Source organism: Streptomyces sp. AC1-42W (assembly GCF_003248355.1).
GTDB lineage: Bacteria > Actinomycetota > Actinomycetes > Streptomycetales > Streptomycetaceae > Streptomyces.
In genome coordinates this window covers 1146863-1171761 of sequence record NZ_QKWY01000001.1, presented here as the reverse complement: position 1 = coordinate 1171761, position 24899 = coordinate 1146863, and the positions used below count along the sequence as shown (strand labels likewise).

At 71.5% G+C, this 24899-nt stretch carries 18 protein-coding genes and 1 rRNA gene; 5 read left to right on the top strand and 14 right to left on the bottom strand.

Translation table 11 applies throughout. From position 1 onward, the window contains the following. Positions 1–294 precede the first annotated feature (294 nt). Together DNK56_RS05365 and DNK56_RS05355 are read right to left on the bottom strand one after the other, a co-directional pair. Positions 295–1820: ribosomal RNA gene (locus tag DNK56_RS05365) — 16S ribosomal RNA — on the bottom strand. A gap of 680 nt (positions 1821–2500) precedes the next feature. Beyond that, the gene (locus DNK56_RS05355; RefSeq protein ID WP_111330950.1) at positions 2501–3508 is read right to left on the bottom strand and encodes a stage II sporulation protein M; all 1008 of its coding nucleotides are present in this window, start codon (positions 3506–3508) and stop codon (positions 2501–2503) included. 112 nt (positions 3509–3620) lie between these two features. Here DNK56_RS05355 and DNK56_RS05350 point away from each other — a divergent pair, with 112 nt between their 5' ends. Beyond that, the gene (locus DNK56_RS05350; RefSeq protein ID WP_111330949.1) at positions 3621–4541 is read left to right on the top strand and encodes an RDD family protein; all 921 of its coding nucleotides are present in this window, start codon (positions 3621–3623) and stop codon (positions 4539–4541) included. Between the two features lie 29 nt (positions 4542–4570). Here the strand turns inward: DNK56_RS05350 and DNK56_RS05345 are convergent, their stop codons facing one another. The 9 genes from DNK56_RS05345 to DNK56_RS05305 form a co-directional block, all read right to left on the bottom strand. Further along, positions 4571–5191, bottom strand: a complete 621-nt coding sequence (locus tag DNK56_RS05345; RefSeq protein ID WP_111330948.1) for a hypothetical protein — start codon at positions 5189–5191, stop codon at positions 4571–4573. A gap of 154 nt (positions 5192–5345) precedes the next feature. Continuing rightward, entirely contained in the window at positions 5346–6800 is a 1455-nt protein-coding gene (ahcY, locus tag DNK56_RS05340) for an adenosylhomocysteinase (protein ID WP_111330947.1), read from the bottom strand. A gap of 268 nt (positions 6801–7068) precedes the next feature. Beyond that, positions 7069–8079: a cation diffusion facilitator family transporter gene (locus tag DNK56_RS05335; protein WP_111330946.1), complete on the bottom strand. Its 1011-nt coding sequence runs from the start codon at positions 8077–8079 to the stop codon at positions 7069–7071. An 86-nt stretch (positions 8080–8165) separates the two neighbouring features. Next, positions 8166–9365 carry a mannose-6-phosphate isomerase, class I gene (gene manA, locus DNK56_RS05330; protein WP_111330945.1) on the bottom strand — a complete coding sequence of 400 codons (1200 nt, stop codon included), beginning with the start codon at positions 9363–9365 and terminating at the stop codon, positions 8166–8168. Between the two features lie 63 nt (positions 9366–9428). Then, positions 9429–10565, bottom strand: a complete 1137-nt coding sequence (locus tag DNK56_RS05325) for an SIS domain-containing protein (protein ID WP_111330944.1) — start codon at positions 10563–10565, stop codon at positions 9429–9431. A 68-nt stretch (positions 10566–10633) separates the two neighbouring features. Continuing rightward, the gene (locus tag DNK56_RS05320; protein WP_111330943.1) at positions 10634–10816 is read right to left on the bottom strand and encodes a Trm112 family protein; all 183 of its coding nucleotides are present in this window, start codon (positions 10814–10816) and stop codon (positions 10634–10636) included. A gap of 290 nt (positions 10817–11106) precedes the next feature. After that, entirely contained in the window at positions 11107–12471 is a 1365-nt protein-coding gene (locus tag DNK56_RS05315) for a phosphomannomutase/phosphoglucomutase (RefSeq protein ID WP_111330942.1), read from the bottom strand. A 58-nt stretch (positions 12472–12529) separates the two neighbouring features. After that, on the bottom strand, positions 12530–12904 hold the full coding sequence (locus DNK56_RS05310) for a DUF3499 domain-containing protein (RefSeq protein WP_199563873.1): 375 nt from the start codon (positions 12902–12904) through the stop codon (positions 12530–12532). Between the two features lie 507 nt (positions 12905–13411). Beyond that, positions 13412–14788 (bottom strand): IS1380 family transposase, encoded by a 1377-nt coding sequence (locus DNK56_RS05305; RefSeq protein WP_111329981.1) that lies wholly within the window; start codon positions 14786–14788, stop codon positions 13412–13414. A gap of 138 nt (positions 14789–14926) precedes the next feature. Between DNK56_RS05305 and DNK56_RS05300 the strand changes: the two genes are divergently transcribed. After that, on the top strand, positions 14927–15352 hold the full coding sequence (locus tag DNK56_RS05300; RefSeq protein WP_111330940.1) for a metallopeptidase family protein: 426 nt from the start codon (positions 14927–14929) through the stop codon (positions 15350–15352). Between the two features lie 50 nt (positions 15353–15402). Here the strand turns inward: DNK56_RS05300 and DNK56_RS05295 are convergent, their stop codons facing one another. The 3 genes from DNK56_RS05295 to DNK56_RS05285 form a co-directional block, all read right to left on the bottom strand. Further along, on the bottom strand, positions 15403–16953 hold the full coding sequence (locus DNK56_RS05295) for a DUF5719 family protein (protein WP_111330939.1): 1551 nt from the start codon (positions 16951–16953) through the stop codon (positions 15403–15405). Further along, positions 16950–20777, bottom strand: a complete 3828-nt coding sequence (locus DNK56_RS05290) for a glycosyltransferase family 2 protein (RefSeq protein ID WP_111330938.1) — start codon at positions 20775–20777, stop codon at positions 16950–16952. The genes DNK56_RS05295 and DNK56_RS05290 overlap by 4 nt, the downstream gene beginning before the upstream one ends. A 341-nt stretch (positions 20778–21118) precedes the next feature. Next, on the bottom strand, positions 21119–21382 hold the full coding sequence (locus DNK56_RS05285; RefSeq protein ID WP_030927001.1) for a WhiB family transcriptional regulator: 264 nt from the start codon (positions 21380–21382) through the stop codon (positions 21119–21121). Between the two features lie 713 nt (positions 21383–22095). Between DNK56_RS05285 and DNK56_RS05280 the strand changes: the two genes are divergently transcribed. From DNK56_RS05280 to DNK56_RS05270, 3 genes are read left to right on the top strand one after another with little or no spacing between them, the layout of a single operon-like run. Next, positions 22096–22584: a cysteine dioxygenase gene (locus DNK56_RS05280; RefSeq protein WP_111330937.1), complete on the top strand. Its 489-nt coding sequence runs from the start codon at positions 22096–22098 to the stop codon at positions 22582–22584. Positions 22585–22632: 48 nt separating this feature from the next. After that, positions 22633–23589 (top strand): 2-phospho-L-lactate transferase, encoded by a 957-nt coding sequence (cofD, locus tag DNK56_RS05275; protein ID WP_111330936.1) that lies wholly within the window; start codon positions 22633–22635, stop codon positions 23587–23589. Continuing rightward, entirely contained in the window at positions 23586–24896 is a 1311-nt protein-coding gene (locus DNK56_RS05270; protein WP_111330935.1) for a coenzyme F420-0:L-glutamate ligase, read from the top strand. The genes cofD and DNK56_RS05270 overlap by 4 nt, the downstream gene beginning before the upstream one ends. Positions 24897–24899 lie beyond the last annotated feature (3 nt).

The window sequence follows — 24899 nt, the reverse complement described above, 5'->3', positions numbered from 1 at the left end:
TCGCGTCCACTGTGCAGTTCTCAAACAACGACCAGCCACCCACCACCCCATCCCAACCGGGACGAGTTCACTGGGGCCGGCAACCGAAGGACGACCATTGACGGCCGCACCTTCAGATACCCAACAGCGTGCCCGACCCGACCCGTTACTTGTTCACGTTCCACGCCGAAGCAGTACTAGTGACAACCAACTTGCCGTGCCGAGTAGTCAACGTTCCACCCATGAGCTGACCACCGTCGGACGTTTGCCGACGTAGTGGCTCTGGACCCCCGAGAGGGTCTAGATGCTCCTTAGAAAGGAGGTGATCCAGCCGCACCTTCCGGTACGGCTACCTTGTTACGACTTCGTCCCAATCGCCAGTCCCACCTTCGACAGCTCCCTCCCACAAGGGGTTGGGCCACCGGCTTCGGGTGTTACCGACTTTCGTGACGTGACGGGCGGTGTGTACAAGGCCCGGGAACGTATTCACCGCAGCAATGCTGATCTGCGATTACTAGCAACTCCGACTTCATGGGGTCGAGTTGCAGACCCCAATCCGAACTGAGACCGGCTTTTTGAGATTCGCTCCGCCTCACGGCATCGCAGCTCATTGTACCGGCCATTGTAGCACGTGTGCAGCCCAAGACATAAGGGGCATGATGACTTGACGTCGTCCCCACCTTCCTCCGAGTTGACCCCGGCAGTCTCCTGTGAGTCCCCATCACCCCGAAGGGCATGCTGGCAACACAGAACAAGGGTTGCGCTCGTTGCGGGACTTAACCCAACATCTCACGACACGAGCTGACGACAGCCATGCACCACCTGTACACCGACCACAAGGGGGGCACCATCTCTGATGCTTTCCGGTGTATGTCAAGCCTTGGTAAGGTTCTTCGCGTTGCGTCGAATTAAGCCACATGCTCCGCTGCTTGTGCGGGCCCCCGTCAATTCCTTTGAGTTTTAGCCTTGCGGCCGTACTCCCCAGGCGGGGAACTTAATGCGTTAGCTGCGGCACCGACGACGTGGAATGTCGCCAACACCTAGTTCCCAACGTTTACGGCGTGGACTACCAGGGTATCTAATCCTGTTCGCTCCCCACGCTTTCGCTCCTCAGCGTCAGTAATGGCCCAGAGATCCGCCTTCGCCACCGGTGTTCCTCCTGATATCTGCGCATTTCACCGCTACACCAGGAATTCCGATCTCCCCTACCACACTCTAGCCTGCCCGTATCGACTGCAGACCCGGAGTTAAGCTCCGGGCTTTCACAACCGACGCGACAAGCCGCCTACGAGCTCTTTACGCCCAATAATTCCGGACAACGCTTGCGCCCTACGTATTACCGCGGCTGCTGGCACGTAGTTAGCCGGCGCTTCTTCTGCAGGTACCGTCACTTTCGCTTCTTCCCTGCTGAAAGAGGTTTACAACCCGAAGGCCGTCATCCCTCACGCGGCGTCGCTGCATCAGGCTTTCGCCCATTGTGCAATATTCCCCACTGCTGCCTCCCGTAGGAGTCTGGGCCGTGTCTCAGTCCCAGTGTGGCCGGTCGCCCTCTCAGGCCGGCTACCCGTCGTCGCCTTGGTAGGCCATTACCCCACCAACTAGCTGATAGGCCGCGGGCTCATCCTTCACCGCCGGAGCTTTCAACCTTCTCCCAGGAGGGAGAAAGTGGTATCCGGTATTAGACCCCGTTTCCAGGGCTTGTCCCAGAGTGAAGGGCAGATTGCCCACGTGTTACTCACCCGTTCGCCACTAATCCACCCCGAAGGGCTTCATCGTTCGACTTGCATGTGTTAAGCACGCCGCCAGCGTTCGTCCTGAGCCAGGATCAAACTCTCCGTGAATGTTTTCCCGTAATCGGGACCACACATCACGAGAGCGGAACGAACCGGGTCGGAATATGACCCGTCGTCCACTGCGTCCTCGCTGTGTTTTTGCCTGCCCGATCCGCAAAGGGATCGCACAGGACTTTCAAAGGAACCTCCAACCTGCCGAAGCAGGCCGGGGTATCAACATATCTGGCGTTGACTTTTGGCACGCTGTTGAGTTCTCAAGGAACGGACGCTTCCTTTGTACTCACCCGCAGAACACTTTCTGGGGCTTTCCTCCGGGCGCTTCCCTTCGGTCTTGCGTTTTCGACTCTATCAGACTCTTTCGTGTCCGATTCCCGGTCGAAGCAGGTCTTGCTTTTGCTTTTCAGCGGTTCCAACCTTACCAGATCGATTTCGTCCCGTTTCCGGTTCGGATTTCAATTCTGGTGGCTGTTGAAGGGCCTTGCCTTTCGGCTGATTCGACTTTATCAGAAGCTTTTCGACCGAACCTAATCGGCTTCCATTGCTTCAGAAAGCGGGAATCCATGGCTCTGCGGAAATTCAATTTCCGGTGAGAGCAAGATAGAGATTAGCGACTGCGCCCGAACTTGTCCAGTCCCAGGCAACCGTTCAAATCTACCTCCCCCGCATCACCGTGTCAACGGGTTTTGGGGCGAACAGAACACTAGCAGGTCGGTAACGCCCCATGCACATCAGGCGGCCATCGGCAGCTCGGCACTTCGTTCGACCGCGTCCAGGTCCCCCGCTTCACCCGCTCGGGCCGCGCGCCCGCCGAGCACGTACACGTACGCAAGGAAGAGCAGCTCGGCGGTGACGCCGAGCGTGATGCGTGCCCAGGTCGGCAGGCCGGAGGGGGTCACGAACGCCTCGATGACGCCCGAGACGAACAGCACCAGCGCCAGGCCGATCGCCATGCCGATGGCCGCCCGGCCCCGTTGCGCCAGGGCCGCCCGGCGCGTCCGGGGGCCAGGGTCGATGACCGTCCAGCCGAGGCGGAGACCGGTGCCGGCGGCGACAAAGACGGCCGTCAGCTCCAGCAAGCCGTGCGGAAGGATCAGGCCGAGGAACGTGTCGAGGCGGCCCGCCGAGGACATCAGCCCGATGCCCACCGCCAGGTTGACCACGTTGACGAAGAGGACCCAGATCACCGGCACGCAGAGGAAGGCGCCCAGGACCAGGCACATGGCGGCGGCCTGCGCGTTGTTCGTCCATACCTGCGCGGCGAACGAGGCCGCCGGATGACTGGAGTAGTACGTCTCGTACTCACCGCCCGGTGCCGTCATGCGGCGGAGGTCCTCCGGGGCCGCGATGGCCGCCTGGACCTCCGGGTGCGTGCCGATCCACCACCCCATCAGCGCGGTCAGGAGCGTGGAGAGCACCGCGGTCGGTATCCACCAGTGGCGGGAGCGGTAGACCGCGGCGGGGAACCCGGCCGTGAGGAAGCGCGCGACATCGCGCCAGGACGCCCGACGCGTACCGGTCACCGTGGCTCGGGCGCGCGCCACCAGTTGCGTGAGCCGTGCGACGAGCAGCGGGTCGGGGGCGCTGGACTGGATCAGCGACAGATGGGTCGCCGTGCGCTGGTAGAGGTCCACGAGTTCGTCGGCCTCCGCGCCCGTCAGCAGGCGGCCGCGGCGCAGCAGATGGTCCAGCCGGTCCCACTCGATGCGATGGGTGTGGACGAAGACGTCGAGGTCCATGGTCGGCTGCGGCTCCAGGCAAAGGGGGTACCGGTCGTACGACTGCGTGTTGCCGGTCAGCTTGGCAGACTGTGGGGCCGCGGGGCAGGGGCCCGCTGTGAGGGGTGGGGCGATGAGTGAGCTGGTGACCGGGGACGCGGTCGTGCTGGGGCTTCGGCCGGCGAAGCTGCCGAGCCGGGCGTTGGCCACAACTATCGATCTGATCATCACGGGAGTGGTGTTCGGTGTGGTGACGCTGGGGATGGTCCTCGTGGCCGGTTCGCTGGACGACGCCGCCTTCGCCGCGGTCTCCGTCGCCACGTTCCTGCTGGTTCCGGTCGGAGGTCCGATCGCCGTCGAGACGCTCAGCCGCGGTCGTTCGCTGGGGAAGCTGGCGTGCGGGCTGCGGGTCGTACGGGACGACGGCGGGCCCATCCGGTTCCGTCATGCGCTGGTGCGCGGGGCGATGGGGCTCGTGGAGCTCCTGATGACGTTCGGGGTCGTCGCCGCGGTCGCGTCCCTGGTCTCGACGCGCGGGCGGCGGCTCGGGGACGTCTTCGCGGGGACCCTGGTCGTACGGGAACGGGTTCCGGCGGGGCGGGCCGTGGCCGTTCCCCCGCCTCCCCCGTGGCTGGTCGGGCGGTTCGCTTCGCTGGACCTGTCGGCGGTTCCGGATGATCTGTGGCTCGCGGTCCGGCAGTACCTGACGCGGATGCACCAGCTCGACGCCGACGTGGGCAGGGCCATGTCGGAGCGGCTCGGCTCGGAGGTCGCGGCGCGGACCGGGGTACCGGCCCCGGCGGGCGTTCCGGCCGCCGCGTATCTGGCCGCCGTGGTGCACGAGCGGCAGGTGCGGGACGCGCGCAGGGCGTGGCAGGCCGCGCACGCGGAGGGGCTGAGCGGTCGGCCGGCCGGGGCGCGGTTCGACGGCGCGCCTCGTCCCGGCGGGCCCGCTACCGGCATTCCGCTTCCCGGCGCCGGTGTGCCCGGACATGCCGTTCCCCGGCATCCCGTTCCTGGACCGCCCGCCACCGGGTTCGTGCCGCCCGCCTGACGGTCGGCGGCCGGTGCGGCGCGGTGCGGTCAGTGTGCCGGGGGCGGGGAGGGCGGGGAGTCCAGGTCTTCGAGCTCGATGCCGGGGGCCGACAGCACCACGTCGCCGGCGATGTGGACGGTGTGCCGTTCGCCGGTGTCCAGGGCGCTGACCTGGTATTCGTCCACGTGCAGGGGGCCGTTGTCAGTGGCGTGCGCTTCACTGTTCACCAGGGCCCAGGACTGGTCGGTCGTCCGGGGGGCGAGGACCGGGTCCGTGAAGGTGACGACCCGGACGCGGGTCTCGGGGGAAGCGGGGGTGAGACGCAGAAGGCGAGCGGTCGCGACGAGGAAGGCGGGGGACATGCCGTTGAAGGCGTGGGCGCGGACATTGCCTTCGGTGGCGTGGATGCCCGTCGGGTCGGTACGGACCCAGGTGAGGCCCTCCAGGGCGGCGCCTCGGACCTGCCAGCCGGCGGCATGGAGTTCGAGTCGGAGGGGGCGGCCGAGTGCGTCGAGGGTGAGGTCGACGGAGCCCAGGTGACTGCCGGACGGGGCGGTCGTTTGGGAGATGTAGCGCCAGCCGGACGGGCCGGGCGCGCAGTGGAAGTGTTCTTCGCCGAGGAGGGTGTGGTCGTGGACGTCGTGGAGCGAATATCGGCCGCGGGGCATGGGGTCCTTCGGGTCCTCGGGTCGTGCGGGTGCGGTACGGCGCAGGCCCCCGACACGGGGGTGCGGGGGCCTGCGTTCGTCGCTGCTGCTGAGTGCCCGGCGCCGCCGGGCCGGCCGGTCTGAGACCGGGCGGTCCGGGGGCGGGGTCGCGGGGTCAGTAGCGGTAGTGGTCCGGCTTGTACGGGCCCTCGACCTGGACACCGATGTACGCGGCCTGCTCGGGGCGGAGCGTCGTCAGCTTCACGCCGAGCGCGTCGAGGTGGAGGCGGGCGACCTTCTCGTCGAGGTGCTTGGGCAGCACGTAGACGTCGGTCGGGTACTCCTCGGGCTTGGTGAACAGCTCGATCTGGGCCAGGGTCTGGTCCGCGAACGAGTTGGACATCACGAACGAGGGGTGGCCGGTGGCGTTGCCCAGGTTCAGCAGGCGGCCCTCGGACAGCACGATGAGGACCTTGCCGTCCGGGAACGTCCAGGTGTGGACCTGCGGCTTGACCTCGTCCTTGACGATGCCGTCGATCCTGGCGAGCCCGGCCATGTCGATCTCGTTGTCGAAGTGGCCGATGTTCCCGACGATGGCCTGGTGCTTCATCCGGGCCATGTCGGAGGCCATGATGATGTCCTTGTTGCCCGTCGTGGTGACGAAGATGTCGGCCTGCTCGACGACATCGTCGAGGGTGGCGACCTGGTAGCCGTCCATCGCCGCCTGGAGGGCGCAGATGGGGTCGATCTCGGTGATGATCACGCGGGCGCCCTGGCCGCGCAGGGACTCCGCGCAGCCCTTGCCCACGTCGCCGTAGCCGCAGACGACGGCGGTCTTGCCGCCGATCAGGACGTCGGTGGCGCGGTTGATGCCGTCGATCAGCGAGTGGCGGCAGCCGTACTTGTTGTCGAACTTCGACTTGGTGACCGCGTCGTTGACGTTGATCGCCGGGAACAGGAGGGTGCCGTCGCGGTGCATCTCGTACAGCCGGTGCACACCGGTCGTGGTCTCCTCCGTGACGCCGCGGATCTCGGAGGCCAGCTGGGTCCACTTCTGGGGGGACTCACCCAGCGTGCGGTTGAGCAGCGTGAGGATGTGCGCGTACTCCTCGCTGTCCGCCGTCGCCGGGTCCGGGGCCGCGCCGGCCTTCTCGAACTCGACGCCCTTGTGCACCAGGAGGGTGGCGTCGCCGCCGTCGTCCAGGATCATGTTGGGGCCGCCGGTGGGCGTGTTCGGCCAGGTCAGGGCCTGCTCCGTGCACCACCAGTACTCTTCGAGCGTCTCGCCCTTCCAGGCGAAGACGGGGACGCCGGCGGGGACCTCGGGGGTGCCGTTCGGGCCGACCGCGATGGCGGCGGCGGCGTGGTCCTGGGTGGAGAAGATGTTGCAGGAGGCCCAGCGCACCTCGGCACCGAGGGCGACCAGCGTCTCGATGAGCACGGCCGTCTGCACGGTCATGTGCAGCGAGCCGGTGATGCGGGCGCCGGCCAGCGGCTGCGCGGCGGCGTACTCCTTGCGGATCGACATCAGGCCGGGCATCTCGTGCTCGGCGAGGGTGATCTCCTTGCGGCCGAAGGCGGCGAGGGAGAGGTCGGCGACCTTGAAGTCGGGTCGGTTGGCCGTCGTCATAACGGGCTGCTCCTCGTGATGGAGTCGAGGGTGGGTAGGGCGGCTCTGCGGCGCTGGGCACACGAATGCCCGAGCGCTCGCAGCGCAGTCCGTCGGAGGCCCTCTCTCCCTCGGCCGGTCCGGCGTACGGACCGATCGACCGCCATCAGCAGCGACGTCTGACACTGCCGTCGAATCTACACCGAACGGCGCAGCCGCTCCCAGTCCACCGGGGCGGGTCCGGGGTGGAAGCGGCTGCGACGCGCGGGCGATGGCGGGTCCGGTTCGGTCAGTGGCCGGATTCCGTCGGTCCGGTCGGGTCGGCCGGTTCGGCGGGGGCCGGGTGGCCGCCCGGTGTCTTGGCCGGGTTGGTGCCGGCCGCGGCGGCGGCCGCGTTGTAGATGTCCGGCTCCAGGTAGATCACGCGGGCGATCGGGACCGCGGCGCGGATGCGGGACTCGGCGGCGTTGATGGCGTTGGCGACCTCGTCGGCGGTGTCGTCGTGCTGGACGGCGATCTTGGCGGCGACCAGCAGCTCCTCCGGGCCGAGGTGGAGGGTGCGCATGTGGATGACGCCGGTGACGGTGTCGCCGTCCACGGCGGCGGCCTTGATCTTCTCGACCTGGTCGGTGCCGGCGGCCTCGCCGAGCAGCAGGGACTTGGTCTCGGCGGCCAGCACGATCGCGATGGTGATCAGCAGGATGCCGATGCACAGGGTGCCGATGCCGTCCCAGACGCCGTTGCCGGTGCCGAGGGCCAGGCCGACGCCGCCGAGGGCGAGGATCAGACCGATGAGCGCGCCGAAGTCCTCCAGCAGGACGACCGGCAGCTCGGGGGCCTTCGCACGGCGGATGAACTCCGTCCAGTTGAGCGAGCCGCGCGACTCGTTGGACTCCTTGATGGCCGTACGGAAGGAGAAGCCCTCGGCGATGATCGCGAAGATCAGGACGCCGACCGGCCAGTACCAGGCCTCCAGCTCGTGGGGGTGGCGGATCTTCTCGTAGCCCTCGTACACCGCGAACATGCCACCGACCGAGAACAGGACGATGGAGACGAGGAAGGCGTAGATGTAGCGCTCGCGGCCGTAGCCGAAGGGGTGCTGCGGGGTGGCCTCGCGCTGGGCGCGTTTGCCGCCGAGCAGCAGCAGCCCCTGGTTGCCGGAGTCCGCCAGCGAGTGGACGCTCTCCGCGAGCATCGACGAGGAGCCGCTGAACAGGAAGGCGACGAATTTGGCCACGGCGATCGCGAGGTTGGCGCCGAGGGCCGCCACGATCGCCTTGGTTCCGCCTGACGCACTCATGGGTGCTCGGTGTCCCTTCTTCGGTGTGCGGCTCCGGCGGCCGCGCCATGGCGGCACATTACGCAGCCGTCGTCTCGGACGCTGCGTCAGGCCACCACTGTGGCACGGAAGAGTGTGCCGGTTCCGGAGACGCTCACCTGCTCGCCGGCCGGTACGAAGACCGAATCGCCGGGGCGGAGTCCCAGGTCACCGGCCTCGGCGGTGCCCGCGGTGCAGAGCAGGATCTGCGGGGTGGCCGCGGTCAGGTCGGCGGGGGCGGCGCCGGGCGACAGGTCGAAGCGGGAGAGGCGGAACTCGTCGACCGGGGTCTCGTACACCTCCTCGCCGGACGGGGACGCCTCCGGGCGCAGGATGCCCGGATCGGTGGCCTCGAAACGGACGACGCGCAGGAGTTCGGGGACGTCGATGTGCTTGGGGGTGAGGCCGCAGCGCAGCACGTTGTCGGAGTTGGCCATGATCTCGACGCCGAGGCCATCGAGGTAGGCGTGCGGGACGCCGGCGCCGAGGAACAGCGCCTCGCCGGGCTGGAGCCGTACGTGGTTGAGCAGCATGGCCGCGGCGACGCCGGCGTCGCCGGGGAAGTGGTGGGCGATACGGGCGTACGGGGCGTAGTCGCCGCCGAGCCGTTCCGAGGCGTCCGCGACGGCGGTCACCGTGTCGGCCATCTCCTCCGGGTCCGCGGTGAGCACCGCCGTCAGCACCTCGCGCAGGGCGGCCTCCTCGGGCTGGGCGCGCAGCAGGTCCGCGTACGGCTTGAGGGAGTCGACGCCCAGGCCCTCCATCGCGGCGGCCGTCTCCAGCGGCCGGCGGAATCCGCACAGGCCCTCGAAGGGGGTGAGCGCGCAGATCAGTTCGGGCTTGTGATTGGCGTCCTTGTACGTGCGGTGGGGCGCGTCGATCGGGACGGACCGGCGCTCCTCGTCCGCGTAGCCCGCCTTCGCCCGGTCGAGGTCCGGGTGCACCTGGAGGGAGAGGGGGGCGCCCGCGGCGAGCAGCTTGAGGAGGAAGGGCAGCCGGGGGCCGAACTTGTCGACGGTCGCCGCGCCGAGTTCGCGGGCCGGGTCGGCGGCGATGACGTCGGTGAGCGGCTGCTCGGCGGGGGTGGACGTGGCGGGGACGCTGGTGTCGGTGGTGTCGGTGCGGGTGATCCGGGAGGGGGCTCCGGGGTGGGCGCCCATCCACATCTCCGCCTGCGGCTCGCCGGTGGGGGCGGTGCCGAGGAGGGCGGGGATCGCGGTCGTCGAGCCCCAGGCGTACGGGCGCACGGTGTTGGAGAGGCGGTCCATGGGTTCTGTCCTCGTGTTGCCGGGTGTGGTGCGGTGTGCGGGGCGCCGGGCGTACGGGGTCGTTCAGGCGCCCGCTCGGGAGGCGAGGGCCAGGTAGACGGCGGCGAAGTCGGTGACGGCGAGCAGTTCGGCGAGGGATTCCAGCATGCTGCCCTCTTCCGGTTCCAGTTCGCTGATCGCCGTGTCGTGGCCGAGGGCCAGTTCGCGGGCGGCCGGGGCCGCGCTCAGGCCGCCGACCGGGCGGTCCCGGAGCAGCACCACACGGGCGTGCAGTGGTTCCGGTTCCTCGACGCGGTCGCGGAAGAAGTCGTCCGGGTCGGCACCCGCCGCGAAGGCGCCGGCCAGCAGGCCGCCGTGTGCCGGGAGCGCCTCCGGGAGTGCGGCGGCCAGGGCCGGGCGGCCCGACAGCTCCGCCAGGACGGCGGCGAAGCGGCGGCCGACCGGGCCGGCCGCGTCGCCCTCGGTCCAGATCAGCGGCAGGCTGTCCGCGAGTTCGGCGGCGAGGGTCTTGGCCGGGTTGCCGTACGTGGCGACGGCCGGGCCGCAGCGTTCCGCCGTACGGTCCAGGCGGTCGGCGACGGCCTGGAGTGCTTCGGCGGGGGCGGTGACCAGGCCGACGCGGTCGAGCAGGGCGAGCAGCGGGGTGAACAGGGCCCAGAGGGTGCCGGGTCCGGCGGCCGATGTCTCGGCGTCGTACTCGCCGTGCGGGGCGGTGGCCATCGGGACGACCAGGCCGTGCACCCCGTGCACCGCCTCGCGCAGCGGGGAGCGGAGGGGGGCGACGGCGACGACCGTGCAGCCCCGGCGGTACGCCTGCTCCGCGAGGAGGGCGAGGCCCGGTTCGGAGCCGTCCGCCGTGGCGATGAGGAGCAGGTCGACGGAGCCGGCCCAGCCGGGCAGCGTCCAGCGCAGGGCTCCGGGGGCGGGGGCGACGCCGCTCGGGCGGATGCGGGTGACCGGGGCGGAGGCGCCGGCGAGTGCGGTGATCAGGTCCGCGACGCCGGTCGCGGCGGTGCCGGGGCCGGCGACGAGGACGGCGCGCGGGCGGCCCTCCGGTTTCAGCTCGGTGATCCCGGCCTCCGCCGCGTGCCGGGCGGCGCTGCGGACCCGGGCGCCGGCCTCGGCGGCGCCGCGGAGCAGGTCGCGGCGGTCGGCTCGGGCCAGTGCGTCGGGGGCGTCGAGCAACGACTCGTCGAGCATGGGGCGGTCCTCCGATCGCCGGTTCGGCGGTTGCGCGGGGGCGCTGTCGCGCCGGTGCGGGTGGGCCGTTACGCGGGGCGGCGGGCCTCGTCGACGAGGAGTACGGGGATGCCGTCGCGGACCGGGTAGGCGAGACCGCAGTCGGTGCCGGTGCAGATGAGTTCCGGGGTGTCGGCTGCCGTCCTGTCGTCCAGGGGGGCGTGGCAGGCCGGGCAGGCCAGGATCTCCAGGAGGCCGGCTTCCAGCGGCATGGGGTGTCCCTTCGGGCGGGGTGTTCTTCCGGGTGTTCTTCGGGGTGGGGCGGGGCCCCTTGGGGGCGAGGTCAGCGTACCTCCGGGGTGGGGTGGGGCGCGCGTGTGGCGGGCGCCTGCGGCGGGCCTGTTCCCCACCCCGCCCCTTCCCGAAACCGGGGCGCTGCCCCGGAGCCCCGCTCCTCAAACGCCGGAGGGGCTGGGGGTGGCGTGGCTGGGGTTCGCGGGGCTCTGCCCCGGACCCCGCGCCTCAAACGCCGGCGAGGCTGGGGTTGCGCGTTGGAGCTGGGTTACCCCCTGATCAGGCTCAGTACCTCGTCTCGGATCGTTTTCATCGTCTTCTCGTCCCTCGCCTCCACGTTCAGGCGGAGCAGGGGTTCCGTGTTGGAGGGGCGGAGGTTGAACCACCAGGTGGGGGTGGTGATCGTGAGGCCGTCGAGGGTGTCCGCGGTGGCGTCGGGGCGGGTGGCGAAGGCGGCTTCGACGTCGGCGGTGCGGGCGGTCTGGTCGTCGACCTCGGAGTTGATCTCGCCGGATGCGGCGTAGCGGTCGTACTGGGCGACCAGGGCGGAGAGGGGGCCGTCCTGGCCGCCGAGGGCGGCGAGGACGTGGAGGGCGGCGAGCATGCCCGTATCGGCGTTCCAGAAGTCGCGGAAGTAGTAGTGGGCGGAGTGCTCGCCGCCGAAGATCGCGCCGTGGGTGGCCATCTCGGCCTTCATGAAGGAGTGGCCGACGCGGGTGCGGACGGGGGTGCCGCCGTGTTCGCGGACGACCTCGGGGACGGAGAGGGAGGTGATCAGGTTGTGGATGATCGTGCCGTGTCCGCCGTTGCGGGCCAGTTCGCGGGCGGCGACCAGGGCGGTGATCGCCGAGGGGGAGACGCCTTCGCCGCGTTCGTCCACGACGAAGCAGCGGTCCGCGTCGCCGTCGAAGGCCAGGCCCAGGTCGGCGCGCTCGGCCAGCACTCGGGCCTGGAGGTCCGTGATGTTCTTCGGGTCCAGCGGGTTGGCCTCGTGGTTCGGGAAGGTGCCGTCCAGTTCGAAGTACATCGGGACCAGATCCACGGGCAGGCCGTCGAAGACGGTGGGGACCGTGTGGCCGCCCATGCCGTTGCCCGCGTCCACGACGACCTTGAGCGGGCGGATCTTCGTCAGGTCCACCAGCGAGAGCAGATGGGCGGCGTAGTCCGCGAGGGTGTCGCGTTCGGTGACCGTGCCCGGCTGGGCGACCGGCTCGGGGGCGCCCTTCTCGGACCACTCCTCGGCCAGCGTGCGGATCTCGGCCAGACCGGTGTCCTGGCCGACCGGGGCGGCGCCCGCCCGGCACATCTTGATGCCGTTGTAGCGCGCCGGATTGTGCGAGGCCGTGAACATGGCGCCGGGCAGGTCCAGTGCGCCGGAGGCGTAGTACAGCTGGTCCGTCGAGCAGAGGCCGATCATCGTGACGTCGGCGCCGCGCCCGGCCGCGCCGCGTGCGAAGGCGCCGGACAGGGCGGGGGAGGTGGGGCGCATGTCGTGGCCGATCACGATCTCGTCCGCGCCGGTCACCTCGACGAACGCCGCTCCGAAGAGGGCGGCCAGCTCCTCGTCCCACTGGTCGGGCACGACTCCGCGCACGTCGTACGCCTTCACGAGCTGCGACAGGTCTGCGGTCACGGGCCGGTCCTCCTGGGGTTTCTTCGGACCGCCAAACTACCCGGCAGCCGAAGGCCGCTCAGGAGTCGGGTGAGCGCAGGACGCGGAGGTGGCCCCTGCGGGCGACCTCCATCGGGTCCGCGGTGCGCGGGCCGCCGCGGGGGCCGTCGCCGCGCTCGGGCGGCCGGGCGGCCTCCCGTACGGCGTTGGCAAGCGCTTCCAGGTCGTCGCCGCTGGGGCGGCTGGGCGCGGAGGGGTCGGAGAGCCGGACGACTTCCCAGCCCCGTGGCGCGGTCAGCCGCTCGCTGTGCTCGGCACAGAGGTCGTAGCAGTGGGGCTCGGCGTAGGTGGCGAGCGGGCCGAGGACCGCAGTCGAGTCGGCATAGACGTACGTCAGTGTCGCGACGGCAGGGCGGCCGCACGCGGTGCGCGAACAGCGACGTACAGGGCTCACGATGTTGGACGGTACCGCACTCTTGAGCGGGCTGCGACGACTCTCCCCCGGCTCACCCCTCCGTGTCGCCCTGTGACGTCCGGCACAGGGCGCCCCCGGGCAGCTCCCCTGACCTGCGCGGAGGAGAGGTGGCGGAGGCCGGGGCGATCATGATTCCGGTCACCGTCGCGTCGTGAAGCTTTCACAAGGCGACGGTCCGGTGGTCGGGAGCGGGGCCGGAAAGGGCTCTCCTGTGGCCGGATCGCTCAAGTGCGGACAGCTGCGGACAGCTGGGACGTTCCGGAGCGGACCGGGCGTGCCGGGGCGGTTCGGCGGGCTCCGGCCGGGCGGACTCCGGCGGCGTTAGCCTCGATCTTTCGTGACGGTCCGTCGGTTCCTCCGGCGGGCCGTTTCGGCTGTTCGGGCGGGTGGCGGGCAGGCTGATGGCCCGGCTGTCGCGTCGGGTGGGCGCCGGGTTCCACGGCTCCGGTCGGGGTGGTGCTGCTCGCAGGGGCGGGGACGTGCTGGTCAGCCGGGGTTCGGGAGAGCTTCGAGTCGGGCGATGGCGTCGGTGATCAGGTCGGTCCAGGGCCAGTGGCCTGCGAATCTCAGGTGTCGGCGGCGGGCGGTGGTGACGAGCTGAGCGGCGGCGGAAAACAGTCGGAGCCTCAGCCGCCGGGGCTCCCACCTGCGGGTTTGCCCGGTGAGGGCGAGCATGGGCATCCAGGCCAGCAGGTCGAGGGCGATTTGGACGATCTCCAGCCAGATCTGGTTCTGTGCGGCGTCGTGGAGTGGCAGGTTGCGCAGGCCGGTGGCGCGGGCGTTTCGGATGCGGTCCTCGGCTCTCGCGCGTTGGCGGTGCCGGAGTTCGAGTGCGGCGATCGGAACGCCGGTGGTGTTGGTCGCGAACGCCGTGAGCCGCAGTCCGTCGGCATCGGTGAGGCGCAACTGGGCGCCGGGGTGCGGGCGTTCCTTGCGGACGATCAGCCGCATCCCCTGCGGCCAGCCCTTGAGGACGTCACCGTCGAGTTCGGCGACCCAGGCGCCGTCACGGATCTCACCTTCCGGTTCGACGGCCACTGTCCAGGCGGCGGGCGGGATCTTGAGGACGGCCTGGTGGATGGCGTCGGTGATGGTCATGCCGACCGAGTACGACAGCCACCTGCCCCGCTGGGCGAGCCAGGCGACGAACTCGTGGGTGCCACCGCCGGAGTCGGTACGAATGAGCGTCTGGCGTCCGCGCCGGTACTTGTTCGGCAGTTGGGCCAGGGCGAGTCGGGCCGTGGTGATGTGGTCGGCGGCGGTGTTGCTGCCCGCGTTCCCGGGCCGCAGCAGCGCGGCCACCGGCTCGCCGGTGCCGCCGCTTCCGTGGTCGACGAAGCCCACCAGCGGGTGATGTCCGAAGGTCTTCTTCCAGGTCGCGGCCGCGTCCTGCTTGTCGGAGTGGGCCAGTACCAGCACCCCGTCCAGGTCGACGATCACCTGCCCGGAGGCGTCCGGCGACGAGGATCCCGCCAACTTCCATATTCGTTCGCGTACTTCGGCCCGCGCGGACCGGATCGCGTTCAGAGCCTTCGGGCCGGACTCGGCCAGGGTGTCGACGAGGCGGGAGACGGTCGGGTCGGAGGCCACCGGGCCGAACACGGCCGGCTCGGCCCGCAGCATCCCGGCATCGGCCAGGCAGTCGCCGCCCAGCGCGACCGCGAGGGCCACGTCCAGCAGGATCTTGCCCGGGTCGTGCACCGCCCGAGCCTTCCGCCACGGCGCCAGCGCCGCGGATATCGCGGTGTCCAGCCCGGCCTTGCGGACCGTCTCGACCAGCAGCACGCCCCCGGCCTGGGAGACCACCGCCCGGCCGCCGCCCTCGATGCGGATACGCGGGTACGACCCGATACGCTTCTTCACCTGAGAAGTGCTTCTTTCCACGGCACGATCTGGACCTTCGACAAGTCCCATCGTTGCAGGTCAGGAGCACTTCTCACGTTTTCGATCACGCTTCGGACAGCCCACCTCATGAAAGCCCGAGGTTAGGCTGCGTCGGTGATGGACAGTCCTGTACCGCCCCCGTCCGAGCCGCGGCCGCGGCGCCGTGACCGCCACGGCCGCGGGATGCGCGGGCCCGTCGCCCCGCCGCAGGTCCCGCTGTCCATGAGCCGCGCGGACCACTTCCGCGATCTCGTCCAGGACTCCGTGGAGCGGCTGGAGCGGCGCTGGCCGCAGCTGGCCGAGGTCGATTTCGTCGTCCTGGAGGTGCCGGAGAAGGCGGAGGAGACGGTTCCGCTGGGCAGTGCGGTCTCCGCCCGGAAGGACCGGCCGGCGCAGATCGCGGTGTACCGGCGGCCGGTCGAGCTGCGGACCAAGAGCCGGGACGAGCGTGCGCTGCTGATTCACGAGATCGTCGTGGAGCAGGTCGCGGAGCTGCTGGGCCTGGCGCCCGAGTCCGTCGATCCCCGGTACGGACAGGACTGAGGCGGGGCCCGGCCGCGCTCGCGGCGGGGCCCCGCCTCCGGTCCGGTTCCTCAGTCGTCGAGGACCGTCAGGTCCTGCCGGGCGGCCGGGACCTCCACCGTGCCCCGGTCGTCGGGGAGGGTCTGCACGGTGAACATCTCGATGCCGTTCACCTTCTCCGTGAGCGTGCGGGACGCGTGGACCGGGCCGCCGGACCGGGTCTCGACGGTCAGCGCGTAGCTGCCCTTGAGGCCCGTGGGCACGGGCGGGGTGACGGCCAGGGTGGTGCCGGCGGGGATCTTGTACGTCTTGCTGACCGGCGTGCCGCCGCCGCTGCCCGCGGAGGCGGTGACCTCGACGGTGGCGGCGGCCGCGGAGGCGGTGAGGGCGAGGGCGGAGTTCTTGGCGCCGTTTCCGGCGACGGTCGCGCGGGCGCCGACCGGGCCGGTCGCCGGGATGTAGGCGACCTCGCGCTTGTCGCCCTTGCCCCGGACGATCCGCAGCGCGGCGACGACGGGGGTGGCCCTGTTCTTCTCGGCGGGCACCAGCATCAGTGAGCCGGTCTGGCCCCGGGTGAGGTCCTTGAGGTCGAGGGCCGCGGTCATGTTCGACTTGATGTGCAGTTCCTCGTGGCCGGCCGGGGTGATCGTGCCGGACTTGCCGACGAGCTTGATCCGGAGGTCGGCGTCGTCGTCGCCGGGGGCGAAGGCGACCAGCCGTACGGAGGTCGCGTCGGCCGGGATGCCGGGCAGTACGACGGTGCCGGCGGGTTCGGCGGAGGCGGCGAGCCAGTCGCTGCCGGTCTCGTCGTCGGCGGTCCGCAGGGCCGCGCCGACCCGTCCGGAGCGGGTGGTGACGTGCACGGTCACATCGTCGACGGCCTTGCTGGTGAGCGTCGAGATGAGGACCCGGACGCCGGAGCCGGCCGGGACGGTGATGCCCTCGCCCACGTCGGACTTGAGCGAGCCGTCCGGCCCGTACAGCTCGATGTCGGCGACGGCGGCGGTGTCGTCCGGGTTGGTGAGGTGGACGTAGTCCTCGCGGGTCTTGGCGGTGCTCGCCGCGGGGAACCAGAAGTCCGTGTCGGGCACGGTGCAGCTGATGCCGAGGATGCCGCGTCCGTCGCCGGCCTCGACGGTGGTGGTCTGCTGGGCGGTCCAGCCGGGGGCCAGTCGGCCGGTGGCGGTGCCGACGAGCGCGGGCGAGTCCGCGCCGGACGCCTTGCCGGTGGCCGGCTTGCCGGGCTCCTTGAGGGAGACGACCGGCTTGTCCTTGCCGGTGTCCTTCTCGCCCTTCCCCTTCTCCTTGCCCTTGCCCTTCTCGTCCTCTTCGTCCGGCTTGTGGGCCTTCTCGCCGTCCTTCGCGGACGACAGGAGTTCCGCTGTGCCCGCCGCGCCGGCGGCGCCCTTGGTCGGCGGTGTGTAGGCCGCGTACGCCGTCTCGGAGAGGTCGGAGAGGCCGGGTGCCGGGCAGAGCAGGCTGGTCCGTTCGACGGGGAGCCGCGCGGCGGTCTTCGCCTCGGCCGGGGCGCTGCCGTCCGGCACGTTGAGCGCGGCGAACCCGGTGACGGCGGCCAGGGCGACGACCCCGGCGATGAGGGACAGGCTGCTGGTGGACTTCACTCGGACTCGCCTCGCGATGCGTTACCGGTCGGCCACGGGTTCTGGCCCGTGCCGGGGTTCTCGGGGTTCTGCGGGTCGTACGGGCGCTGCTCGCCGTACTGCCCGCCGTCGGCGTCGTAGCCGTTGGGGTCGTACGGGGCCGGGTCGTACGCCTGGCCGCCGTACGGGTCCGCGTACTGACCGCCCTGGTACTGCGGGTAGCCGCCGCCCTGGTACGGGTCCTGGCCGAGCGCGCCGTACTCGCCCTGCTGCTGCGGATAGCCGTACGGGTCGTAGCCGCCGGCGTCCGGCTGCCGCTGCCCGTCCGCGTACGGCCCGTCCTGGTACTGCGGGTAGCCCGGGTCCTGGTACTGGCCCTGCTGGGCGTCCCAGTCGCCGTACTGCTGCTGCGGTACGTATGCGGCTTCCGCGTCCGGGGCACCTTCCGGGGCGCTCTCCGGGGCGGCCGGGCCGGTTTCGGCGTCCTGCTGGGCGGGAACGTACGCCGGCTGCTCGCCGGTCGCGTCGGGCTCGGGTGAACCCTCGGCGCCCTGCTGCGCGGCGGCGGCCTCGCTCTCGGCCAGGGCGGCGGCGCGCAGCCGGCGGGCCCGGCGGCCCTCTCCGGCCACCGGTTCGGCGGCGACGGCCTCGGCCTCCTCGGGCAGGTCGTCGTCGATCTCGCGGCGGCGGCCCGGCAGGGCCATGACGACCAGGACCACGGCGAGCGCGATCTGCGTCCAGATCCACACGGTGTGCGTGAAGGGTTCCTCGTACGTGAGGTCCAGGGTGCCGCCCTCGGCGGGCAGTTCGAAGCCCTGGGCCCAGCCGTCCACGGTCTTCGCGGTGAGCGCGCGGCCGTTGAGGGTGGCCTGCCAGCCGGGGTCGGCGGCGTCGGCGATCCGCAGGACCCGGCCGGCGGCGCCCGCCGGGATCTTGGTGTGTGCCTCGACCGGCCGGGAGCCCACCGGGAGCGGCTCGTCGCCGGCGGCGGACGGGACGATCATGATCCGGGAGACCTGTCGGTCCACCCGCCACAGGGCGCTGCCGTCCAGCTGGCTGAGCCGGCTGAGGCCGGGGGTGGCGTCGAGCACCCGGCTCATCTGCTTGGGCGCCCCGTCGCGCACGAGGACGTAGCGGATCGCGAAGCCGCTGAGCTGGCTGCCCTGGTCGGCGCCGGAGCCGGCGACCAGGTTGGCGACGACCTTGTCGAGGTGGCTGTTGCCGCCCTGGGCCGCGGCCAGTTCCGCGTCGCCGAGCCGGGCGCCGGAGCCCCGGACCAGGGTGTAGTCGACGGAGGCGGGCGAGGTGCCGCCCAGGACCAGGGTGCGCGGCTGGTCGCGGGTGCCGCTCTCCTCCGCGACGAACGCGGGCACCTGGACCGGGTCGCGGCGTTCCAGCGGGCCCGACGCGCCGCCGATCATCCAGCCGGCGGCGGCCAGCGCGGGGGCCAGGGCCGCCGCGAGGGCGATCAGGACGGCGACCGGCTGGCGCCAGCCGAAGCTCAGTTCGGCGACGCGGATGCGGGCGCCGTCCGCGCCGACCAGCGCGGCGGCGATGAGGGCGGCGCCGTAGACCAGCGTGGCGGGGCCGGCCCAGCCGGAGCCGTTGGCGAGGCCGGCGAAGGCGAGGGAGACCAGCGCGGCCACCCAGGCGGTCCGTACGGCGAACTGCCGCTCGCCGCGCAGCAGGGCGGCGAGCGCGGCGAGGACGATGCCCAGCAGCAGGACGCCGCCCGCCGCCTTCGGCCCGCCGGGGCTGATGCCGAGCAGGTCCAGCGCGGAGGCGGAGCCCGTACCGGTCTCCAGGCCGGCTTCCGTCAGGAACGCGGACGGGCTGGACAGCAGCGACAGCGACCAGGGCGCGAGGACGAGCAGCGGGGTGCCGACGGCGGCCAGGAAGCGCAGCGCGTACGCCGTGATGTCGCCGCGCCGCAGGACCAGGACGCCGAGGCCGAGGACCACGGCGAGCGGCCACACGATCGGGGTGAAGGCCGTCGCGAGGGTGAGGAGCAGCGTGTACGCCCAGGTGGCGCGCCAGCTGCCGCGGGCGTCGCCGGTGGCCCGCATGCCGTGCGCGGAGACGGCCGTGCGGGCGAGCAGCGGGAGCAGGACGGCCAGGACGGCGGTGCCGAGGCGGCCGGTCGCCAGGGCGCCGGTGGCGGCGGGCAGGAAGGCGTACGCGATGCTCGCCCAGGCGCGCAGCAGCCGGGAAGGCAGCAGCGGGCGGGTGGCGAAGTAGGCGGTGAGTCCGGCGAGCGGGACCGAGCAGACGAGCAGCAGGGTGAGCGCGAGGCCGGTGGAGCCGAGGAACAGCGCGGACAGGGCGGCGATCACGGCGAGGTAGGGCGGGGCGTTCTCGGTGCCGCCGGTGCCGATGGTGTGCCAGCCGTCCGCGTACTTGCCCCAGAGGTCGGAGACGTCGCCGGGGGCGGGCAGCAGGGCGCCGCCGGCCAGGGCGCCGCCGCCGATGAGGTTGCGGCAGGCGACGAGGGAGACCAGGAGCAGGACGGCGAAGAGGACCGGGCCGGGCTTGCGGCCGACCTTCTTGAGCCGGGCGAACTGGTCGATCTCCAGGTAGTCGGCGTCGTCGCCGCCGGGTCCGGATTCGACGGCGCCGTGCCGGGAGCCGCCGGAGTCGGCTTCGGAGCCGCCGCCGAAGTTTCCGGCGACCTGTTCGACGGTGGCGCGGACGGTGGCGCCGGGTGCGGGGAAGAGGCCGCGCAGTTCGGCGGGGTCCACGGCGCCCTTGCCGCGGGCGCGGCGGGCGGCCAGGATGCGGCCGGGGCGCAGCAGGGTGCTGAGGAGGCCGGTGACCTCGTCGAGTGCCTGGCCGGGGACCTTGCCGACGAGGTAGGCGAGGGTGCGCAGCAAGGTGCCGACGACGAGCCGCAGCATGACCCAGGGCAGCTTCTTGCCGCGCGCGTTGACGAGCATGGTGTAGACGGCGCCGGCCTTGTCCACGCGGTGCGGGCTGGCGACATTGCGGCCGGCGCAGTCGATGGGGCGGCGTTCGCGGGCGGACGCCTCGGCGTGCCGCAGGACGGCGTCGGGGGCGACGAGGACGCGGTGTCCGGCCAGGTGGGCGCGCCAGCACAGGTCGACGTCGTCGCGCATGAGCGGGAGCCTGCGGTCGAAGCCGCCCAGTTCCTCCCAGACGTCGCGGCGGATGAGCATGCCGGCGGTGGAGACGGACAGCACGGTGCGGACCTGGTCGTGCTGGCCCTGGTCCTGCTCGCGGCGGTCGAGGCCGGTCCAGCGGCGTCCGCTGTTGGCGATGGAGACGCCGACTTCGAGGAGCTGGCGGCGGTCGTACCAGCCGCGCAGCTTGGGGCCGACGATCGCGGCGTGCGGGTCGTGTTCGACGACGCGCAGCATCTCGGCGAGGGCGTCGGGGGCGGGCGCGCAGTCGTCGTGGAGCAGCCAGAGCCACTGCACCGGCTCGCCGTGCGGCAGCTCGGGCATCTCGTACGCCTCGTCGTGCCAGGTCCGGGTGACGGGGTCCCAGCCGCTGGGGCGCTTGAGGTAGGGCAGGTCGTCCGGGGTGAGGACGCCGGCCGTGCGGCTCGCCTCGTCGACGGCGGTGCCGAAGCCGGTGCGGCGCGCGAGGTGCAGGACCCGGTCGGCGCCGAGTGCCTCGGTGACCAGGTGCGCGGAGTCGTCGGCGCTGCCGGTGTCGGCGGCGATGACGCTCTGGACGGGGCGTTCCTGGCCGAGCAGTCCGGCGAGCGCGTCGGGCAGCCAGCGGGCGCCGTCGTGGGAGACGAGCACGGCGGTGACGACATGCCGGGGGAACTCTGGGGCGGCGGCGGCCGCGTACGGCGCCGTCGATTGGCTGTGCACGGACATCGAGGTACGGGCCCTCCGGCCGGGTCCGGGGGTGTTCCCCCGGCTGCATCGGTGTACACGCGCGCTCTGTCGGGTTGTTGGCGCGTCTCGGACGGAGCCCCACACTAACGGTACGGATAAAGGCGGAGTGCCCGGAGCGGTTGGCGGAGGGTGCGACGGGGTAGTGGGCGGGGCCGAAATCGGTCCGGTCCGGGCATGCCTGCCGCACTCGGCGGGTACGGCGGCGCCCCGCCCCGCTCGGCGGGTACGGCGACGGCCCGCCGCCTGCGGGGGCAGGCGGCGGGCCGCGGAGTGTGCGGTGGTGCGTCGGGTGTGCGGTGGTACGTGTGGGCCGGGCCCGGTCAGACCGCCGCCTTCTTGAGCCGCCGGCGCTCGCGCTCGGAGAGGCCGCCCCAGATGCCGAACCGCTCGTCGTTGGAGAGGGCGTACTCCAGGCACTCGGACCGGACTTCGCAGGCGAGGCAGACCTTCTTCGCCTCTCGGGTCGAGCCGCCCTTCTCGGGGAAGAAGGACTCGGGGTCGGTCTGGGCGCACAGTGCGCGCTCCTGCCAGCCGAGCTCCTCGTCCGCGTCCTCGACCAGCAGTTGTTGGAACAGCTCGGTCATGTGCGCCCCTCGTCCGTCTCTTGCGTCCCGTGATGCGGCCGTTACCGAATCGGCCGAACGACACGGGTGAAATTACAAGCGTGTAGCTCTGGCTGGTCAAGCCCGGATCTGCTATTGGCCTCGGTATTCACCCTGCGGCACCAACCGTATGCGTTAAGTGTTCAAATCACCAAAAACCTGACATATGCCATCGGCTCTGCCGCATCCGCACGTGCCATGGAGACAAACTCCCCTCGGCTCGGACACGTTGCGATTCGATCACCGAAGCGACCAAGATCACATTCGGGTCACGGTGCCGCGCCCAGGTTTGGCGGCGCGACTGCTGCGCCACCTGTCCCGACGGACGGGCGCTAAAACCTTTCTTCGCAGGGAGTAGCCGAAAGGGGTGAATCATTGCCGCCGAACCGTCCATCGAGTTGACAGTGGCCGCTTCTCCGGTTCTCCTTGGTGGCATGTCAGTGACCTCAGCGACGCACGCCACCCACGCCCGTGGGTTCCGTAGCGCTGTCCTGGTCCGCTGCCGCTGTTCCAGCTGTCCCGGCTGTTGATCCCGCCGGTGCCGTCGTAGCCACGCGCTCCGGCCCGGCCCCGCTCGCCCCGGACCCCCACGGACCCCGCCACCGGCCTCCGGTCCCCGTGTCCTCGCGTTTCCCCGGCGAGCCCTCGCACCGCACGACGCCGCACCCGCACTCCGCCGAGGAACCACCGCTCCCATGAACAGCAGCGACAGCGACCTCCAGATCGCCGGCGACCTCCTGGAGGTCCAGCACCTTCTCCGCCCCGCCCGCGAACACCCCGTCACCGTGGCCGAGTTCGTCGGCCTCGCCCGCACCGTCGCCGCCGACCGCGCCCGCTGGGCCCCGCTCGTCCGGTACGACGCCACCACCCGCTGGTACCACCGCCTCACGACCGGGCCCGGCTACGAGGTCTGGCTGCTCAGCTGGGTGCCCGGCCAGGGCAGCGGGCTGCACGACCACGGCCCGTCGTCCGGCGTGCTGACCGTGCTCGACGGCGTGCTGACCGAACGCACCGACCGGGGCAAGCGGACGCTGGGCGCCGGGGCGCAGCGCGTCTTCGCGCCCGGCTACCTCCACGAGGTCGTCAACGACTCGCTGGAACCGGCCGTCAGCCTGCACATCTACCACCCCGGCCTCACCGACATGCCGATGCGCTCCCCGCAGTGCGCCGCCGCCACGGTCTGAGCCCGCCCGCGGCCCATGGCCCGACGACGCGCCTGACAGACTGTTTGCATGCGCATTGTGGTTCTGGCCGGCGGTATCGGTGGTGCTCGTTTCCTGCGTGGCCTCAAGGAGGCCGCGCCCGACGCGGACATCACGGTCATCGGCAACACCGGCGACGACATCCATCTGTTCGGGCTCAAGGTCTGCCCCGACCTCGACACCGTGATGTACACCCTCGGGGGAGGCATCGACGAGGAGCGGGGCTGGGGGCGCTCGGACGAGACGTTCCAGGTCAAGGGGGAACTGGCCGCGTACGGCGTGGGCCCCGAGTGGTTCGGCCTCGGCGACCGCGACTTCGCCACCCACATCGTCCGTACGCAGATGCTCGGCGCGGGCTACCCGCTCAGTGCCGTCACCGAGGCGCTCTGCGCGCGCTGGAAGCCGGGCGTGCGGCTGCTGCCGATGTCCGACGATCGCGTCGAGACGCATGTGGCGATCGACGAGGACGGCGAGAGCCGGGCCGTGCACTTCCAGGAGTACTGGGTGAAGCTGCGGGCCTCCGTGCCGGCGCGGGCGATCGTGCCCGTGGGAGCCGAGCAGGCCGCACCGGCGCCCGGCGTCCTGGAGGCGATCGCGGCGGCCGACGTCGTCCTCTTCCCGCCGTCCAACCCGGTCGTCTCGGTGGGCACCATCCTCGCCGTGCCCGGTATCCGCGAGGCCATCGCCGAGGCCGGGGTGCCGGTCGTCGGCCTCTCCCCCATCGTCGGTGACGCGCCGGTGCGCGGGATGGCCGACAAGGTCCTGGCGGCGGTGGGCGTCGAGTCCACGGCCGCCGCGGTCGCCCGGCACTACGGCTCCGGGCTGCTCGACGGCTGGCTGGTGGACACGGTGGACGCGGGCACGGTGGACGAGGTGGAGGCCGCGGGCATCCGCTGCCGTGCCGTACCGCTGATGATGACCGATGTGCCCGCCACCGCCGAGATGGCCCGGCAGGCGCTGGCCCTGGCCGAGGAGGTGCGCGCGTGAGCACCGCCGACGCGCCCTCCTACCGGGTGTGGGCGCTGCCCGGCCTGCCCGAGGTGCGGGCCGGGGACGACCTCGCCAAGCTGATCGCGGCCGCCGAGCCGGGACTCGCCGACGGCGATGTGCTGCTCGTCACCTCGAAGATCGTCTCCAAGGCGGAGGGCCGGATCGTCCAGGCCACCGACCGGGAGGCGGCCATAGACGCCGAGACGGTACGGGTGGTGGCGCGGCGCGGTCCGCTGCGGATCGTGGAGAACCGGCAGGGCCTGGTCATGGCCGCCGCCGGTGTCGACGCGTCGAACACCCCCGCCGGGACGGTCCTGCTGCTTCCCGAGGACTCCGACGTCTCGGCCCGGACGATCCGGGAAGGGCTGCGCGCCGCGCTCGGCGTCGACGTCGGCGTCCTCGTCACGGACACCTTCGGCCGGCCCTGGCGCAACGGGCTGACCGATGTCGCCATCGGCGCGGCCGGCGTGCGGGTCCTCGACGACCTGCGGGGCGGGCACGACACGTACGGCAATCCGCTGAGCGCGACCGTCGTCGCCATCGCCGACGAGCTGGCCGCCGCGGGCGAGCTGGTCAAGGGCAAGGCGGACGGGCTGCCCGTCGCCGTGGTGCGCGGGCTCGGGCATCTGGTGGACGCGGCGGACGAGCAGGGCGCCCGTGCGATGGTGCGGGTCGCCGCCGACGACATGTTCCGGCTGGGGACCTCGGAGGCGGTCCGGGAGGCGGTGACCCTGCGGCGCACGGTGCGCGAGTTCACCGACGAGGCGGTGGACCCGGAGGCGGTGCGGCGCGCGGTGGCCGCCGCGGTGACCGCGCCCGCACCCCATCACACGACGCCGTGGCGGTTCGTCCTGCTGGAGTCCCCGGAGTCCAGGACCGGGCTGCTCGACGCCATGCGGGACGCGTGGATCGCCGATCTGCGGCGCGACGGCAAGAGCGAGGAGTCGATCGCCAAGCGGGTGCGGCGGGGCGACGTGCTGCGCCGGGCGCCGTATCTGGTGGTGCCGTGCATGGTGATGGACGGTTCGCACACGTACGGGGACGAGCGGCGGGACGGCGCGGAGCGCGAGATGTTCGTGGTCGCCGCCGGGGCGGGCATCCAGAACTTCCTGGTCGCGCTGGCCGGGGAGCGGCTGGGGTCGGCGTGGGTGTCCTCGACGATGTTCTGCCGTGCCGTGGTGCGCGAGGTGCTGGGCCTGCCGGGGGGCTGGGACCCGCTGGGGGCGGTCGCGGTGGGGCACCCCGTGGCGCTGCCGGGGGCGCGGGTGGGGCGCGACGCGGAGGACTTCGTCGTCGTGCGGTAGCGC